The organism is Shinella kummerowiae (genome assembly GCF_009827055.1).
Classification (GTDB): Bacteria; Pseudomonadota; Alphaproteobacteria; order Rhizobiales; family Rhizobiaceae; genus Shinella; species Shinella kummerowiae.
Window position 1 is genome coordinate 12111 of the sequence record NZ_WUMK01000021.1, and the last position, 17705, is coordinate 29815.

The following is a 17705-nucleotide window of genomic DNA, read 5'->3' on the forward strand; positions in this document are numbered from 1 at the left end:
ACACGTTCTGTACTGGTAGGCGCCTTTCGAGAAGAGGGCGGACCGGAACTTGAATGAACATCCGAGGCGAAATCATCGTCGTGTCGGGTGAGTGTTTGTTTTGAAGCTTTCTCTCAGAACCGAACGATCCAGGCATTCGGTTTCTCTGTGTGACATGGGCTAGCGACACCTGTGTTTCCGACGGCGTAAGCCTCAAATGTCGCTTTTTATTAGGGCCATTCGCCCTGCCCAATGGCCTGATGCGCAACTTGGAATGCGCACGCAGTAAGCTGCAGTTTTGCCGAAATCACGCTGAATTCCGATTAAACATGTCAATTCAGGAGTGTTACCAATGACCGTCACGACCACCTTCAACAATACCACCACGACGTTCCAATTCGGGGTCAACACCTTCACGCCAGGCAATCAGGTTCTACCGGACGTGCTTGGCCTCAACAATGGCGGTTTCGTTGCCGCCTACAACACCGTAAGCGGCAATTTCATTCTTTTGAATTTCTACGACGCCGATTCCAACCAGGTCGGCGGCTTCCGTATCCCCTATGACGATGCCAATACGGAGCCTCCTGGAAAGCCCTCACTGACCAAGCTCGCCAATGGCAATGTGCTGGTCGTCTGGGACGACAACAATCCCGCAGAAACCGCCATGCTCGGCCGTATTTTCGACCAGAATGGCAATGCGGTCGGCGGCGAACTGACACTGAGTGGTTCGTCGATCGCGTTTGAAGATCCGGTCACCAGCGCGCTCACCGGCGGCGGTTTTGCCATTAGCTTTACATTTGGCGGCAATATCTTCTTCGGCCGCTACAATGCGGCAGGCGGCCAGATAGGAGGCTTCACCCAGGTCAACTCCGTCGCAACGGCCGGCACGCAGAATGATGCCTCTGTCGTCGGGTTGGCCGATGGCGGCTTCGTTGTCACCTATACCGACACCAATCCTGCCAGCCAGCCACTCAGGGCGGTTATCTATAATGCCGACGGCACGGTGCGCACAGCCGACTTCCTGATCGATAGTGCCGGAGACAACACGCAGTCGGCATTGACCGCGCTGCCGAACGGCAACTGGGCCGTGGTCTACACGGATTCCGGCTGGGTCGAAGGCGGCACGCTTGGCAACGGCATCACACTGGAGATTTTTAACGCCAATGGCGTCTCCCAGACCGGCTTCATCAAGGTCAACACCACGAGCACCGTCGATGAAGTCGATCCCGACATTTCGGTCCTCTCGAACGGCTTCATCGTCGTCAGTTGGACAAAACCATTCAACGCGACCACCGACGATATCTTTGCCCGAATTTTCGATCAGAACGGCAATGCGCTGTCGGCCAACCTGGCGAGCGAATTTGCAATCGCGGCGGAAGGTGCGGATCGTGACATCTTTTCCGCCCTCGGCATGCTGCAAAACGGGAAATTCATCACTGTATGGCAGGATGGCGGCGATAGCGATGGCGATGGTGGCCGGATCACCGGCGAGGTCAACCAGTTGACCCGCACCAGCGTCAGCGACGGCGCGAGCGACACAATCCAGATCGATTCCCTGCGCGACATCGCGTCCGGCAATGCCGGCAATGATACGTTCCAAGGTGGCGGGCTCGATGCCTTCACCAATGACACCATCGACGGGGGCGCCGATGCAGATCGCATCCTCGCCACCGGTGATATCAGCCTTGTCAACACGACCGTTGTCTCCATAGAGGAAATCGAGTTCCAGGCCGTGGCGCCCGCAAAGCTTGTCGTCGTGCGCGCCGACCAGATCGGTGCTGGCCTTGCGTCCAATCTTGTTGTCGATTTTGCGGCGGTTGGCACGCCTGACCGTTTCCGTATCGAAATGCTCAATGCAACCTCCGTCGACCTGTCACAATTCCAGGTGCAGGATTTCTTCCCGGGCGCCGGCGAAGGGGACCGACTGATAATCCTCGGTGACAATGACAACGAGACAATGCGCGGCACGTCCGTGCGGGATGAACTGTTTGGCACAGGCGGCAACGACGTGCTCGACGGTGGCGCCGGCGGCGATTTTCTATCCGGCGGAACTGGCTCAGACCGGGTCACCTATGCCAACGCGCTTGCTGGCGTGATCGCCAACCTGTCCAGTTCCGCAGGCAATACGGGTGAAGCCGCTGGCGACACCTATTCGTCGATCGAAAACCTGACCGGTTCCGCTTTCAACGATTCACTCACTGGCAACAGTGCTGCAAACATCCTGCTCGGCGGCAACGGAAACGATACCCTGAACGGCCGGACTGGCAATGATACGCTGACGGGTGGCGGCGGGAACGACAACCTGATCGGCGGGGCCGGTGCCGACAACCTTTCCGGTGGCGCAGGAGCGGACAGGGCGTCTTACCAGACGGCAACGGTCGGTGTCGTCGCAAGCCTGACAACCCCGGCCAACAATACCGGTGACGCAGCGGGCGACACCTATTCGTCGATCGAAAACCTGACCGGTTCCGCTTTCAACGATTCACTCACTGGCAACAGTGCTGCAAACATCCTGCTCGGCGGCAATGGAAACGATACTCTGAACGGCAGGACCGGCAATGATACGCTGACGGGTGGCGGCGGGAACGACAACCTGATCGGCGGGGCCGGTGCCGACAACCTTTCCGGCGGCGCGGGATCGGACAGGGCGTCCTACCAAACAGCAACGGTCGGTGTCGTCGCAAGCCTGACAACCCCGGCCAGCAATACCGGTGACGCGGCGGGCGACACCTATTCGTCGATCGAAAACCTGACCGGTTCCGCTTTCAACGATACGCTGACCGGCAATACCGGCGCAAACATTCTGCTCGGCGGCAGTGGAAACGATACGCTGAACGGCAGGACTGGCAATGACACGCTGACGGGTGGCAGCGGGAACGACAATTTCCTGTTCAACACAACACTCGGGGCAACCAACGTCGATCAGATCACAGACTTCAGCTTCGTCAATGACACGATCCGGCTGGACAATGCGATCTTCAACGCGATCGTCGGTGTCGGCGTGCTCAGTGCAGCGCAGTTCGTCGCCAATGCCAGCGGCGCGGCCGGAGACCTGAACGACCGCATCATCTATGAAACCGATACCGGGGAACTGTATTACGATGCCAACGGCAGTGCGGCCGGTGGATCGGTGCTGTTCGCTACTCTTTCTCCGGGCCTTGGCATCACCAACGCTGACTTCTTCATCGTCTAGGGAGGCAATAGCGTCCTGCGATCGGACCGAATACGCAAGGCGCCGGCAAGTCCGGCGCCTTCATCTGAGGACCGATGTTTGACCTTCGGCTTGACCTGGCGCTTGCCGATTCTTGGCTGGCCCGCTCTGTCTCGATCGCCCTTTCTAAGGGCTACCCGCCTTACGGCATTGAGCCATTCGACCTTCGAGCGCGAGGTCTCGATCGAGACAACATCGGCATCCGTCGGCTTCTGCGTGGTGAAAGCGGGCCAGAAACGAAGCACTATCATTGTCCGCCCGGAGTGGCTCACCGAGGACATATCACCCTTTATTCTTTCACGCGCTTGCACCCTCCGGGCGGCTGATCTCGTCCAGATACCAGTCGATGTAGCGCAGTTCGTTGTGCTCCATCGGCGCGATCGGGCCGGGCACGAAGTAGTGCGATTGCACGCCGCGCGCCGTGTGCTCGATGATCGTCTTGTCTTCCGCCGTCGTGACCTTCCACAGCCAGGTCAGTTTTTCGAGGTCGTAGTCTCTGCCGGCCTCGGCGCTGCCGTCGACGAGCCAGATCAGTTCCATCTCGCAGGTCTCGGGCGATTTGGGAATGAAGCGGTAGATCATGCCGTGATCGGGATAACACACAAGGAAAGTCGTGCCACCGAGATGGATGGAGGTGACGCCGCCGTCGAAATCGGAAAAGCGGCCCATCAGCGGTGCGACGGCCTTGCCGTCCTCGCTGCCGCTCTGCACACCCTCGTACAGCGCGTAACGGAAGGCGTGGATCGCCTCGCGACCCTCGCGGGAGGTTTGCCAGTGATTGCCCGAGCCAATCTCAATGCCGAGTTCGCCGGTGCGCTGTTCCATCGCGGCGTTCATCGCCTCGATCATGTGCGACGGCTGTTCCAGCGCATGGGTCTGCGAATATTCCGGATGCGCCGGGCCGCAATGGTAGCACTCGACGTAATTTTCGACGGCAAGCTTCCAGTTGGCCGCGACCGGATAGGTCTCGCGGTGGGCGACCCTGGCACTCGCCCAGCCATATTGCCCGCACGTCGCGTGCAGCAGATGTTCGGCCTCGGAAAAATCCAGCGGCTGATCGGCGAAGGAGATGAAGATCAGCCCCTCCACGACGCGCACGTGCAGGGTCTTCAGCCCATGGTCCTCGCGCTTGAAATCCTTCGGCATCAGGCGTGCGGCGCGCAGGCTGCCGTCATTGCCATAGGTCCAGGCATGGTAGGGACAGACGAAGACGCGCGCATTGCCCTTCTGCTTCGTGCAGACTTCTGCCCCGCGATGACGGCAGACATTGAGCACGGCGTGGATGGAACCATCCGCCGCCCGGGTGACGATTACCTGTTCGGTATCGATGCGGAAAACCTCAAAGTCGTTGACATTCGGGATCACGCTCTCATGGGCGATACAATGCCAGTGGCGCCGGAAGACGCGCTCCATGTCGCGCCGGTAAATCTCCGGGTCGTGGTAGAACGCACGGGCAAGGCCGTGGCCGGGCCGGTGTCCGGCGACCAGACAGTCGATGCGGTCGGAAATCCTGTCGATTACGGCTTCGGCGATATGCGCCATGCTGCTGCCCCTAAATACCAGTTCACAACAGAGTATTTAGGGGCGACGCCTTTCCGCAAGATCGCCAGAGGCGTGCGATTAATCGATGAACCCGATTACGATGTTCCCCGCGTACCGGGCCTTCTTGTCGCGACTGGACAAGCGCGCGTTCCGGGCCGGAAACATGGCGCGCCTAGGCCCCGTCGAGTGCCAGCGCCAAATCCGCAACCAGATCATCGGGATGCTCGATGCCGATCGACAGGCGCACCGTCGATTCGAGCACGCCAATGCGCTGGCGAACCTCGATGGGAATGCCTGAATGCGTCATCGTCGCGGGGTGGGACGCAAGCGACTCCGTGCCGCCGAGGCTGACGGCGAGCTTGAAGATTTTAAGCGCGTTTAGAAACCTGAAAGACGCGGGCTGGCCACCCTTGATGTCGAAGGAGAAGGTCGAACCGGCACCGCTGCATTGCGCGGCAAAGGTGCGGCCGACGGCAGAGGCCGGATCGTTGAAGGGCAGATAGTGGATCTGCTCGACCTTGGCATGGTCCCGCAGGAACTCGGCGACCGTCTTGGCATTGCTGTTTGCGCGTTCCATGCGGATCTGCAGCGTCTCCAGCGAACGCCCGAGCATCCAGCAGGAATGGGGATCGAGTTGCGTGCCGATCGCCCCGCGCAACGCCTTCACCTGCTTCATGACGGATTTGGGGCCAAGGGCCGCCCCGGCGATGAGGTCGGAATGCCCGCCGACATATTTCGTCAGCGAGTAGAGCGAGATATCTGCGCCGAACTCGATCGGCCGCTGAAATACCGGCCCGAGCAGCGTGTTGTCGCAGGCGACGATCGGCACATGGCCCTGCTTTTCACCGATCCTGTCGGCGACGCGGCGGATCATCGCGACATCGACGAGGCTGTTGGTGGGGTTTGCCGGCGTTTCGATGAGAATGACCGACACACGGCCCTTCTGCATGGCCGCCTCGGCCGCCGCCGTCACCGACTCTTCGTTGACGCCATCGGCAAAACCGACGGCGGAAACGCCAAGATTGAGGAACGTCTTTGCCAGCAGGGTCTCGCTGCCGCCGTAGAGCGGCTGCGAATGCAGCACGGCATCACCCGGCCGTACGAAGGCCAGCAGCGTCGTGGCGATCGCCGACATGCCCGACGAGAACAGCGCGCAGCTTTCCGTCCGCTCGTAGACGGCCAGGCGGTCTTCGACGATCTCGCTGTTGGGATGGTTGAAGCGCGAATAGACAAGGCCGGCGCCCCTGCCCTCCGGCGGTTCCTTGCGGCCCGACACATAGTCGAAGAAGTCGCGACCATCCTCCGCCGACTTGAAGACGAAGGTCGACGTCAAGAATACCGGCGGCTTGACAGCCCCCTCGGAGAGTTCCGGGTCGTAGCCATAGTTCAGCATCTGCGTTTCGGGATGCAGGGCATGGTTGCCGATATGGGTTCTCGGCGGGTGCGGCGCGGTCATGGAACGTCTCCTGCTGTGTTAGAGGTTCAACCGCAAATTATACCAGATCCTGTGGCGCGTTCTTGCTATTTGCTGCGATATCGTGTTGCTAAGCGCAACTTCTTGCGAGGTTTTCAAAAAATGGCGCAAAAAATTGCGGATGGCATCGACCGGCGGATCCTGAACGAGCTTGCCGCCAATGCACGTCTCACCAACAACGAGCTGGCGGAGCGTGTCGGCCTTTCCGCATCGGCATGCCTGCGCCGGTTGCGGCGGCTGGAGGAAACCGGCATCATTCGCGGCTATGCCGTCCTTGTCGATCCAGCCCTCGAGGGCTGGACGATGACAGCCATCGCTTCCATCCGCCTCAGCCGCCAGCACGATGACGAGATCCGCATGTTCGAAGACGCGGTCCGCAGCTGGGACGAAGTGATCGAATGCCAGCTGGTGACCGGCTCGCGCGACTACGTGCTGACCGTCATGAGTGCCGGGCTCGAATCCTACGAGCGTTTCATAAAGGACAAGATTGCCAAGCTGAATTGCGTCGACACGATCGAGACCAGTTTCGTCATGAACACCATCAAATCCCGCAAATACGGCCTTGGACGATGATATCTCCGCAGCAGCCAATGGCCTGTGGCAGTGGGTCGCTCTAAAATCGGCCATTCTGCATCTTCGCAGAACAAGACAGCGGTGCTATCTCCCCCCTAACCGACGTAGAGTGTGAGTAGACAATGACACCTCCAACCGTCGTGGACAACGCCGTCCCGCAGGGACGAGTGCAGTCCACGCCCATGGTCACGTTCGAGGGCGTGACCAAACGCTACGGCGACGCCGCCAATCCCTTCGTTGCGCTTGACGGCGTCGACATGACGGTTGGTCGCGGGGCGATCACCGGCATTATCGGCCGGTCCGGTGCCGGAAAGTCCACGCTCATCAGGCTGGTCAACGGCCTGGAAAAGGCAAGCGACGGGCGCGTGGTGGTCGACGGCACGGAAGTCGGGCAGCTCAACGAGACAGGCTTGCGCGGCCTGCGCCGCGAAGTGGGCATGATCTTCCAGCATTTCAATCTCTTGTCCTCGCGCACGGCGTTCGACAACATCGCGCTACCGCTCGAGATCGCCGGCTTCGACCCGGCGGCGATCAAGGCGAAGGTCGTCCCGCTTCTCGATCTCGTCGGTCTTGGCGACAAGTCGGCCAGCTATCCGTCCGAGCTTTCCGGCGGACAGAAGCAGCGTGTCGGTATTGCGCGGGCGCTTGCCACATCGCCGAAGCTCCTCTTGTCCGACGAGGCGACGTCCGCGCTCGACCCGGAGACCACGCAGTCGATCCTGGCGCTGCTGAAGCAGATCAACGCCGAACTCGGCCTGACGGTGCTGCTCATCACCCACGAGATGGAGGTGGTCAAGACGATCGCCTCGCATGTCGCGGTCATCGACAAGGGCCGCATCGTCGAACAGGGGCCAACCTTCGATATCTTCACGGCGCCCAGGCACGAAACGACGCGGATCCTCCTGTCCTCCACGGTGGGCACCAACCTGCCGGAATGGCTGCGCACCGGCTTGAAGGCCGCCCCTTCGGCAGGTGATCGCATTCTCGTCCGGCTGACCTTCTTCGGCGCGACGGCGTTCCAGCCGCTGACGGCGCAGCTCGTCACCGAGATCGGCGGCAACGTCAACATTCTCGCCGGCGCCATCGAGGAAATCGCCGGAGAGCCCTTCGGCACATTGGTCGTCGCCTATCCGGCCACGCCCGACGTGCTTGCGCGCGCCGATCGCTTCTACGCCGCAACTGGCCTTTCCACGGAGGTGCTCGGTTATGTCGCCTGACATGCTCTTCGACCTTCTCTGGAAATCCCTGCTACAGACGCTGCACATGGTGGCCGTGTCCGGGCTGGTCGGTTCACTGATCGGCCTGCCGATCGGCATCTTCCTGGCCACCAGCGGCAAGAACGAACTCTTTCCGGCGCCGGCGCTCAACCAGGCGATCGGGCTCGTCGTCAACGCGGCCCGCTCCACGCCCTTCATCATCCTGGTCGTGGCAATTATCCCGTTCACGCGCCTGCTGACCGGTACGTCGATCGGCACCACCGCGGCCATCGTGCCCTTGACGATCGCCACCGTCCCGTTCTTCGCGCGCCTCGTCGAGGCCGCTATCCGGGAGGTCGACAAGGGGCTGATCGAAGCGGCACGCGCCATGGGCGCGACGCCGATGCAGATCGTCTTCAAGGTGCTGCTGGCCGAAGCCCGGCCGTCGATCCTGCTCGCCTTCACCATGACCATCGTCAGCCTCATCGGCTATTCCGCAATGGTCGGCGCGGTCGGCGGTGGCGGTCTCGGCGATCTCGGCATCCGCTACGGCTACCAGCGCTTCATGCCGGAAGTGATGCTGGCCGTGGTCGTCGTTCTCATCGTTCTTGTGCAGCTCGTCCAGAGTGCTGGCGACGCGCTTGCCCGGCGTTTCGACAAGCGCAACCGCAAGAGCTGATTTCCTCCCTCCCAAGCCGTATCATCATCAAGGAGATACACATGTTGAAGTTCCTCGCCACCGTGGCCGTTGCGGCCCTCATCAGCGTCCCGGCGCTCGCCGAAGACATCAAGGTCGGCGTCACGCCCGGCGAACACGCGCAGATCATGGAAAAGGTCAAGGACGTCGCGGCCAAGAAGGGCCTCAACATCGAGATCCTGGAATTCTCCGACTATGTTGTGCCGAACCAGGCGCTCGCCGATGGCGACCTCAACGCCAACTCTTTCCAACACCAGCCCTATCTCGACAACCAGATCGCCGATCGCGGCTTTGACCTCGTCAGCATCGGCAAGACCATCACCACGCCGATGGGTGTCTATTCCAAGAAGGTGAAAAACCTCGGCGAGCTGGCCGACGGCGCGACCGTCGCCATTCCGAACGATCCGACGAACGGTGGCCGCGCGCTTCTCGTGCTCGCCAAGGAAGGCCTCATCAAGGTCAACCCGGATGTCGGTCTCAAGGCTGGCCCGGCCGACATCACCGAGAACCCGAAGAACATCCAGTTCGCCGAACTGGATGCCGCCCAGCTTCCCCGCTCGCTCGACGACGTCGACGCAGCCGTCATTAACACGAATTACGCGCTGGAAGCCGGCCTGCACCCGAAGACCGATGCCATCGCCATCGAAGGCCAGGAATCGCCCTATGCCAACGTGATCGTCGTGCGCAGCGCCGACAAGGACGCCGCCTGGGCCAAGACGCTTGTCGAGGCCTACCACGACGACAGCATCAAGGCCTTCATCAACGAAGAGTTCAAGGGTGCCCTGATCCCGTCCTGGTAATCGGCTTCTAACGCCAATTCACGCATTCGAAATGATGCGTGGCCCGACGCTCCCCAGAGGGGCGTCGGGCTTCAGACTCCAGGCATCAAGCCTTCACGACGCTTGCCGTGTAGATCTGGTCGATCGTGCGGGCCAGACTGGCGTCGAACTCCACGTCATTCATCGTCACGCGCAGGTCCTCCGTCAGGGCACGCGAGAAGCTGGCGATCATGCCGTGGTTGCGGCTGAGTTTCTCGCAGGCGTCCGCGCGGCTGTAGCCGCCCGACAGCGCCACGACGCGGATGACCGCCTTGTGGGCGACGAGTGGCTTGTAGAAATCCGCAACCGTCGGGATGGTGAGCTTGAGCATCACCTTCTGGCCTGCCGGCAGAGCTTCGAGTTCACGGGCGATCTCGTCGCGCAGGATGGCTTCCGCCTCTTCCTTGGTCGGGCTCTTGATCGAGACTTCCGGCTCGATGATCGGGATAAGGCCGTGGCCGAGGATCTGCCGGCCCACCTCGAACTGCTGCTTCACCACGGCGGCGATACCAGCCTTGTCGGCATGCGCGATCACCGAACGCATCTTGGTGCCGAAAATGCCCTTCTTCGCTGCACGGGCCAGCAGGGCGTCGAGATCGGGCATCGGCTTCATGACCTGCACGCCGTTCTCCTCGGCAGCCAGGCCCTTGTCGATCTTGAGGAAGGGCACGACGCCCCGATCTTCCCACAGATAATCGGGCACCGGCTTGCCCTTTGCCTCACCGTCCATGGTCTTTTCGAACAGGATGGCGCCGATGACCTTGTCGCCGGAAAAGGCCGATGCCGTCATGATGCGCACGCGCATCTCGTGCATCAGGCGAAACATTTCCTCGTCGCCGCTGTAGTCGGACTCCGCGATGCCGTAGAGCCGCAGCGCACCCGGGGTCGAGCCTCCGCTCTGATCGAGAGCGGCGATAAAGCCCTCCCCGCTCGTCATCTGCGCCATCATCTTTGCGTCGGTCATGCTTCCCTCCCGTTGCGGGCCAGCGGCAATGCACACGGCCTCGCTTGTTCCACGAAGATGTTTTGCCATTGATCACGCCAGTCGGCAACGGCGGCGTGCCGTCCCCTTGCCGCAACCTTGCCGTCAGGCGGGCCTGGCGCGTTGGTGACGGCTGTAGGCCTTCGCATAGACCGATGGTGTCTTTCCGACATAGCCGAAAAAGGCGCTTGAAAAGGCGGAACTCGAGGAAAAACCAACCTCGAAGGCGGTCTCGGTGATCGAGCGGCCCTCCTTGCGCAGGAGTTCCATCGCCCGGTTCATGCGCATCTCGCGGATGAATTCCCGCCAGCTCTGGCCTAGCTCCGATTGAAGATGGCGCCGCAGGGTGCGTTCCGACATGCCGGCATGTTCGGCGACCTCCGGCAGGGTGACCCCGGGCCCGCGCCGGCTGGCAAAGTCGATCACCTTCTGGATTGAGGAGTTTTCGGCATAGGGCGTCCAAAGGATGCGGTCGTGCCGGAACCATTCCGGCAGCATCTCGCCAAGCGTCACGAAGAAGCAACGCGCCTTCCTGTCCCGCTCCGCCGTCTCGGCGTTCCAGCGCAGCGCATAATCCGTCATGCCGCCGGCGAAATCGCTCACCGCGCCAACCCAGCAGCCCTGGTGTTGCCAGGCGACTTCGTCCGCGCAGAATTTCGCGACGATGCCGGCCGACGGAATTCTCGCCCGCAGACGGAACGGGCGTGCCGGTGGAATATAGACCATGTGATCGACGGGAATGACCCACTCGCCGGCATGACCGAAAAGCTCGAGTTCGCCCGCCGTGCAGCGCACGAGCTGGCCGCCCGCCTCGCCTTCGCTCGCAAAATCGAAACGCCCGGTACCGAAGGCACGCGCGTGGCTGACCATGTCGGCGGTCACGTCGAAATATCGTTCTGCACCGGTCTTGTCTGCCATCCCGCGCCTCCCCATTCGATTGGCCGATTTCAGGGGAAAAATGGCCGATTATCGAATGCAGGACAAGTCCGATTTCGGCAATTTACCCTCATAACGTCGAAAAGCGGACAAACGCCGTAACGACGTCCGGGAGGATCATCGTCATGACACTGATCGACGCGTGGGCGGCGGAAGACGCCGTGTTGTCGCTCGAAGGGCTGAGCAAGCGCTTTGGCGGCACGCAGGCCGTCAGCAATGTCGGCTTTGTCGTGCGGACCGGCGAGATCCTGGCCTTGCTCGGCGAGAATGGCGCGGGCAAATCGACGCTGATCAAGATGCTTGCCGGCGTCTATGCAGCCGATGCAGGCGAGTTCCGCTTCCGTGGCGCCCGCTTCGATCCACGCGACGGCCATCCCGGCATTGCCTTCATCCATCAGGATCTCGGTTTGATCGAATGGATGACGGTTGCGGAGAACATGTGCCTGATGCACGGCCGTTACCCGCGCCGGCTCGGCTTCATCGACTGGCGCGCCGCCCGGCGCCGCGCCGCCGACGCCTTGGCGCTCGTATCCGACGCAATCGATCCGGACGCCCGCGTCCAGGATCTGACACGCACGGAAAAATCCCTCGTCGCCATCGCCAGGGCGCTGGCACGGGACGCGCAACTGCTGGTGCTCGACGAGCCGACGGCAAGCCTTCCCCAGTCGGACGTGGAAATGCTGCATGCGGTGCTGATGCGGTTGCGCGGCCGCGGCGTGGCGATCATCTATGTCTCGCACCGACTCGACGAGGTGTTTGCGATCGCCGACCGCGTCGTCGTTCTGCGCGACGGCTACCGTGTCGCCAATGAGCCGATCGGCCGGCTTGACGGCACCCGCCTGATCGAGTTGATCATCGGCGGGAAGATGAAGGACGTATTCGTCCGCCCGCCGGTGTCGGTCGACGCGCCCGTTGCCCTTGCGCTGGAAAACCTTGTCGCCGCCGATGTGGGACCCGTATCCCTCACACTCAGGCGCGGCGAAGTGCTGGGTCTCGTCGGGCTTCGCGGTGCCGGTCAGGATGCCGTCGGCCAAGCACTGTTCGGCCGTTGTCCCATCTCTTCGGGCCGCGCCGTGCTTGGCGGTGGCCGAGTGCTCACAAGCCGGCACCCGCAGGATTCCATTCGTGCCGGCATCGCCATGGTGGCAGGCGACCGCAACGCGGAATCGGTCGCCCGCGGCCTGTCCGTGCAGGAAAACCTCTTTCTCAATCCGGCGCTCACCGGGCGGCGGCTGTCTGATTTCGCCCATCCGGACACGGAGGCGAAAGCGACCGCCGCGATCGGCCAAACCTTCGACATCCGGCCCAACGATCCCGCGGCCGCAATCGAGACGCTGTCGGGCGGCAACCAGCAGAAGGTCGTCATGGCACGCTGGATGCAGATCGGCGCGGAGGTGCTGGTCCTCGAAGATCCGACCGCCGGCGTCGATGTCGGCTCGAAGGCGGATATCTATGTACTGCTTGCGCAGGCGCTCGCCAAAGGCCTCGCCGTGCTGCTCATCTCGACGGATTTCGAGGAGGTCGCAGGTATCAGCCACCGTGCGTTGGTCTTCCGCGACGGGCGCGTCGCCGCCGAACTCTCGGGCACCGACCTCTCGGTCGAGAGCCTGCTCAACACCGCATCCCTGGAACCGCTATCAAGGCAGGAGGAGGCCTGATGGAATCCCTACGTTCAAATGCGCTCGAGCCGACACGCTCGGAGCTTGCCGGCCTCGCCGGCACCGCCCGTCTCCTGCGGCTTTTACCGGTCTACGGGCTGCCGCTCCTGACGCTCGCACTCATCCTGTTCTTCTCGCTGATCCTGCCGGATACCTTTCCGACCCTGCTGAACCTGCGGGCCGTGCTCGGCGAGAAAGCGGTGATCGCCCTGCTTTCGCTCGCGGCGATGATCCCCATGATGACCGGCCGCATCGATCTTACCGTCGGCTACGGCATCGTCATCTGGCATGTGCTCGCCATCAGCCTGCAGACCGTCTACGGCCTGCACGGGTCGGTCGCCGTGCTGGTCGTGCTTGCCGGCGGATGCCTGCTTGGTCTCATCAACGGGCTGCTCGTCGAGGTGGCGCAGATCGACAGTTTCATTGCCACGCTCGGCACCGGCACACTCATCTATGCCGCAGCCCTTTGGCATACCGAAGGGCGCCAGGTCATCGGCCTGCTGCCGCCGGCCTTCACCGCGCTCTACACAACCCAGCTTTTCGGCCTGCCGATCGCCGCCTTTTACGTGCTCGCCATTGCGGTGGCGCTGTGGCTCGTATCCGACTACCTGCCGATCGGCCGTTATCTCTATGCCATCGGCGCCAGTTCCCGCGCGGCGGAACTGAACGGCATCCGTACCCGCCGCTTTGTCATCGGCGCCTTCGTTGCCTCGGGCCTCATCGGTGCCTTTGCCGGCGTCGTGCTTGCCGCAAAGCTGCGCATCGGCCAAGCGAGCGTCGGCCTCGAATTTCTGCTGCCGGCCCTCGTCGGCGCATTCCTGGGCTCGACCACCATTAAGCCCGGCCGCGTCAATGTCTGGGGCACGATCATCGGCGTCATCATTCTCGCCGTCGGCATATCGGGCATCCAGCAGATGGGCGGCGCTTTCTATGTCGAACCGCTGTTCAACGGCGCGACCCTGCTCGTGGCGATCGGCATCGCCGGCTACGCCCAGCGCCGGCGCGGTTCCGTGCGCCACGCCCGCCGCCCTGTGCCAAAATCCTGAAACCGTCTTCAAGGAGGAGAGAAGACATGAAGAGACTGCTTCAAACGACAGCGCTGACGCTGCTGGTGGCCCTTGCGGCCACAACAGCACGCGCCGATGCCGTGGCCGACGCCAAGGCCTATGTCGCCGAAATCACCAAGCCCAACCCGGCCTGGACAGGCCCGACGACGGGACCGGTCGCGCAGCAGGGCAAATCGATCGTCTATGTGGCAGCCGATATGCGCAATGGCGGCGTGCTCGGCGTCTCCAAAGGTATTGAGGAAGCCGCAGCAGCCATCGGCTGGACCGTTCGGGTGATCGACGGGCAGGGCACGGTTTCCGGCCGCTCCGCGGCGCTGCAACAGGCGATCGCCCTTTCGCCTGATGGTATCGTGCTCGGCTCTGTCGATGCCAACGAGCAGGCCGAAGCGATCAAGCAGGCGGCCGGCGCCGGTATCAAGCTCGTCGGCTGGCATGCCACCGCGACCACCGGCCCCTCCGACAAACATGCGATCGTCACCAACATCACCACCGACCCGCTGGAGATTTCCAAGGCGGCGGCCTCTTTCGTCGTTGCCGACAGCGACGGCAAGGCCAATGTCGTGATCTTCACCGACAGCGTCTACGACATCGCCATCGCCAAGTCCGACGCCATGGCCGCGGTGATCCGCGCCTGCGCGACGTGCAAGCTGCTGACGATCGAGGACACGCCGCTCGCGGAGGCCTCGACGCGCATGCCGCCGCTCACCAATGCCCTGCTGCAGCGTTACGGCGACGAATGGACCTATTCGTTGACGATCAACGACCTGCCCATCGACTTCATGGCCTCGGCACTCCAGTCCGCCGGCAAGGCGGCGGATGGTTTTCCGCGCAATGTCTCGGCCGGCGACGGCTCGGAAGCCGCCTTCCAGCGCATCCAGCAGAACTACTACCAGACCGGCACCGTGGCCGAACCGCTGTCGCTGCACGGCTGGCAGGCGATCGACGAGCTGAACCGCGCCTTCGCCGGCGAGAAGGATTCCGGCTACGTCGTGCCGGTGCACCTCTTCCTGCCGCAGAACGTCAAGGAAGACGGCGGCGATCGCTTCGCCTTCGACCCGAACAACGGCTACCGCGACGCCTACAAGAAGATCTGGGGCGTCGACTGAAGTTTTTTCGGCGGGCGTTTCGGCTAGTCGCGCCCGCCTCCTTCGCCAATGGAGACCAAGATGAGCAATTCTTTTTGGCCGGATGATATTCGGCTGGTAATTTCCATTTCCATGCAGTTCGAGGCTGGCGGCGAGGCGCCCTATGGGCCGGGCGGCCCGTTTTCCGGCTTCATCGACATGGACCCCGCCTATCCCGACTTCCCGACGAAGAGCTGGTATCGCTACGGCTATGTCGAAGGTATCCAGCGCATGCTCGACCTCTGGGACAAACACGCCATCAAGGTGACGTCGCATATGGTCGGTTCCGCCGTGGACCGCAGCCCGGCCGTCGCCCGCGAGATCGTCGAACGCGGCCATGAAGCCGCCGCCCACGGGCGCGACTGGATCCTCCAGGTCGATCTGCAGGAACCGGACGAGCGAAAATTCATCCGCGACAATGTGGATTCGATCAGGCGCGCCACCGGAGTCGCCCCTGTCGGCTACAACGGCGCGGCGATGCGCGGCACCGTCAACACGCTGAAAATCCTGCAGGATGAAGGTTTCCGCTACCATATCGACGATGTCAGCCGCGACGAGCCCTTCCTCATTCCGGTGCGTGACAAGGATTTTGCCGTCGTGCCCTATTCGCTCACCTTGAACGACATCGTGCAGTTCGAGGGCTACAAATTCACCAACACGGAGTACGAACGACAGCTCAAGGACGAGTTCGACGTGCTTTACGAGGAGGCGGCGACCCGCCGGCGCATGATGTCGATCTCCACCCATGACCGCGTGCAGGGACGGCCCTTCCGCGTCCGCTCGCTCGACCGTTTCCTCGACTACGCCCTGAAGCACAAAGGCGTCGTGTGCCTGCGCAAGGACACCATCGCGGACTTCGCCTTGACCCAGCCGTCGATTTTGCGTGATCTCAATGCGCATGACGAGTGGGCGGACTGGGAGCGCCGTCACGGCGAACAGAAGATTCGACCAATCGCCTGAAGGGTGGGCATGCGGGCGGCGGCGACGCCGTCCGCCACAGGGAGGCATACTTGACCGACATCACCATCATCGGCGGCGGCATCATCGGCATCGCGACGGCCTATGAACTGCTGCGCCACTTTCCCGGACTTTCGCTGGAAGTGCTGGAAAAGGAAGCAGACCTCGCCCTGCATCAGACAGGCCGCAACAGCGGCGTCATCCATGCCGGCATCTACTATGCGCCGGGCAGCCTGAAGGCGGAATTCTGCCGCCGCGGGCTTGCCGCCACGCTCCGCTTTTCCGCCGAACACAGCATTGCGCATGAACAGCCGGGAAAGCTGCTGGTCGCCACGTCACCCGTCGAGATGGAACGCCTCGCCGCGCTAGAAACGCGGGCGACGGCAAACGGTCTTGATGTCCGGCGGGTGAGTGCGGCGGAATTGCGCGAGATCGAGCCCAATATCGTGGGGCTCGGTGCACTGCTCAGCCCCACGACCGGCATTGCGGATTATAGCGGCATCGTGCGCCGCATGGCAGCACTCGTCGGTGATCTCGGTGGTCAGGTGACCCGTGGCGCTGAAGTGAAACAGATCGAGGAGCGAGCAAATGATGTGCGCCTCACCCTTGTTGATGGCAGCACCCGCGTAACGCGCCACCTCGTCGTCTGCGCCGGCCTCATGGCGGACCGCCTCGCCGCCCTGTGCGGGCTCGGCGGCGACTTTGCCATCGTGCCCTTCAAGGGCGAATATTTCCGCCTTGCGCCGCGCCATGACCAGGTCGTTCGCCATCTCATCTATCCGGTGCCGGATCCGGCCCTGCCCTTCCTCGGCATCCACCTCACGCGCATGATCGGCGGCTATGTCACCGTCGGCCCCAATGCCGTGCTCTCGCTGGCGCGCGAAGGTTACGGCAAGCTCGCCATCGACTTCGGCGATCTCGGCGAGATGGCGCGTTTTCCCGGCTTCTGGCGCACACTCAGGGCCAACCTTGCCTCCGGCCTGACGGAGGCCGCGAATTCAGCCTTCCGGCGCCGTTACCTGAAAGCCTGCCAGCGTTATTGCCCCTCGCTCGAAATCGAGGATCTTCTGCCCCATCCGCCGGGCATCCGCGCCCAGGCCGTGATGCGGGATGGTGCTCTTGTCCACGATTTCCTGATCCGAAGCTCGCCCCGAACGATCCACATCTGCAACGCGCCGTCGCCCGCTGCGACTTCTGCTATCCCTATTGCCGAGCACATTACCAATCACGCCGTCAAAACTTTTGGCCTGAGACCTGCGCACGGCTTTGCATAGGTACGACGGTTTTGTGCTGGGTCGGGCTGACGTCAGCGCTTCATAACCGTAAACGAGGCTCGCGGAACTCCTCGACCAACGTCTTTCGGCTCAGAGCGCCTTCTGCAACTCTGGCAGGGCCTCGAAGAGATCGGCGACGAGGCCGTAGTCGGCGACCTGGAAGATCGGTGCCTCCTCGTCCTTGTTGATCGCCACGATGACCTTGCTGTCCTTCATC

The 17705-nt window shown here is 62.4% G+C and carries 14 protein-coding genes and 1 pseudogene; 10 read left to right on the forward strand and 5 right to left on the reverse strand.

The features are described from left to right. The first annotated feature begins 331 nt into the window (after nucleotides 1-331). Nucleotides 332-3172 (forward strand): calcium-binding protein, encoded by a 2841-nt coding sequence (locus tag GR138_RS30760; RefSeq protein ID WP_246200846.1) that lies wholly within the window; start codon nucleotides 332-334, stop codon nucleotides 3170-3172. Nucleotides 3173-3487: 315 nt separating this feature from the next. On the opposite strand, the gene GR138_RS29615 is transcribed toward GR138_RS30760, so the two are convergent. Beyond that, a complete protein-coding gene (locus GR138_RS29615; protein ID WP_160862860.1) occupies nucleotides 3488-4732 on the reverse strand; it encodes an aromatic ring-hydroxylating oxygenase subunit alpha in 1245 nt (414 codons plus the stop codon). Nucleotides 4733-4904: 172 nt separating this feature from the next. Then, nucleotides 4905-6188: a cystathionine gamma-synthase family protein gene (locus tag GR138_RS29620; protein WP_160862861.1), complete on the reverse strand. Its 1284-nt coding sequence runs from the start codon at nucleotides 6186-6188 to the stop codon at nucleotides 4905-4907. A 120-nt stretch (nucleotides 6189-6308) separates the two neighbouring features. Between GR138_RS29620 and GR138_RS29625 the strand changes: the two genes are divergently transcribed. The 4 genes from GR138_RS29625 to GR138_RS29640 all read left to right on the forward strand — a co-directional run bounded on the left by GR138_RS29625 (nucleotide 6309) and on the right by GR138_RS29640 (nucleotide 9472). Continuing rightward, complete coding sequence (locus tag GR138_RS29625; protein WP_160862862.1) at nucleotides 6309-6779, forward strand: Lrp/AsnC family transcriptional regulator; 471 nt, start codon at nucleotides 6309-6311, stop codon at nucleotides 6777-6779. 182 nt (nucleotides 6780-6961) lie between these two features. Then, complete coding sequence (locus GR138_RS29630) at nucleotides 6962-7996, forward strand: methionine ABC transporter ATP-binding protein (protein ID WP_160862875.1); 1035 nt, start codon at nucleotides 6962-6964, stop codon at nucleotides 7994-7996. Next, nucleotides 7986-8654, forward strand: a complete 669-nt coding sequence (locus GR138_RS29635; RefSeq protein ID WP_160862863.1) for a methionine ABC transporter permease — start codon at nucleotides 7986-7988, stop codon at nucleotides 8652-8654. The genes GR138_RS29630 and GR138_RS29635 overlap by 11 nt, the downstream gene beginning before the upstream one ends. Before the next feature lie 41 nt (nucleotides 8655-8695). Next, a complete protein-coding gene (locus tag GR138_RS29640; RefSeq protein ID WP_160862864.1) occupies nucleotides 8696-9472 on the forward strand; it encodes a MetQ/NlpA family ABC transporter substrate-binding protein in 777 nt (258 codons plus the stop codon). Between the two features lie 85 nt (nucleotides 9473-9557). On the opposite strand, the gene GR138_RS29645 is transcribed toward GR138_RS29640, so the two are convergent. Then, nucleotides 9558-10454 (reverse strand): fructose bisphosphate aldolase, encoded by an 897-nt coding sequence (locus GR138_RS29645; RefSeq protein WP_160862865.1) that lies wholly within the window; start codon nucleotides 10452-10454, stop codon nucleotides 9558-9560. Between the two features lie 123 nt (nucleotides 10455-10577). Continuing rightward, nucleotides 10578-11390 carry a helix-turn-helix transcriptional regulator gene (locus tag GR138_RS29650; protein ID WP_160862866.1) on the reverse strand — a complete coding sequence of 271 codons (813 nt, stop codon included), beginning with the start codon at nucleotides 11388-11390 and terminating at the stop codon, nucleotides 10578-10580. Nucleotides 11391-11533: 143 nt separating this feature from the next. Here GR138_RS29650 and GR138_RS29655 point away from each other — a divergent pair, with 143 nt between their 5' ends. Genes GR138_RS29655 through lhgO form a run of 5 tightly spaced genes read left to right on the forward strand, consistent with a single transcriptional unit; the run spans nucleotide 11534 to nucleotide 17488 of the window. Continuing rightward, nucleotides 11534-13066 (forward strand): sugar ABC transporter ATP-binding protein, encoded by a 1533-nt coding sequence (locus GR138_RS29655; RefSeq protein WP_160862867.1) that lies wholly within the window; start codon nucleotides 11534-11536, stop codon nucleotides 13064-13066. Beyond that, entirely contained in the window at nucleotides 13066-14112 is a 1047-nt protein-coding gene (locus tag GR138_RS29660; RefSeq protein ID WP_160862868.1) for an ABC transporter permease, read from the forward strand. Before GR138_RS29655 ends, GR138_RS29660 begins: the two co-directional genes overlap by 1 nt. Before the next feature lie 26 nt (nucleotides 14113-14138). Continuing rightward, the gene (locus GR138_RS29665) at nucleotides 14139-15239 is read left to right on the forward strand and encodes a substrate-binding domain-containing protein (protein ID WP_160862869.1); all 1101 of its coding nucleotides are present in this window, start codon (nucleotides 14139-14141) and stop codon (nucleotides 15237-15239) included. A 60-nt stretch (nucleotides 15240-15299) separates the two neighbouring features. Further along, nucleotides 15300-16217: a polysaccharide deacetylase family protein gene (locus tag GR138_RS29670; RefSeq protein ID WP_160862870.1), complete on the forward strand. Its 918-nt coding sequence runs from the start codon at nucleotides 15300-15302 to the stop codon at nucleotides 16215-16217. 50 nt (nucleotides 16218-16267) lie between these two features. Continuing rightward, nucleotides 16268-17488 carry an L-2-hydroxyglutarate oxidase gene (gene lhgO, locus GR138_RS29675; RefSeq protein WP_160862871.1) on the forward strand — a complete coding sequence of 407 codons (1221 nt, stop codon included), beginning with the start codon at nucleotides 16268-16270 and terminating at the stop codon, nucleotides 17486-17488. Between the two features lie 90 nt (nucleotides 17489-17578). On the opposite strand, the pseudogene GR138_RS29680 reads toward lhgO, so the two are convergent. After that, nucleotides 17579-17705: pseudogene (locus GR138_RS29680) on the reverse strand (electron transfer flavoprotein subunit alpha/FixB family protein); the annotation flags it as partial.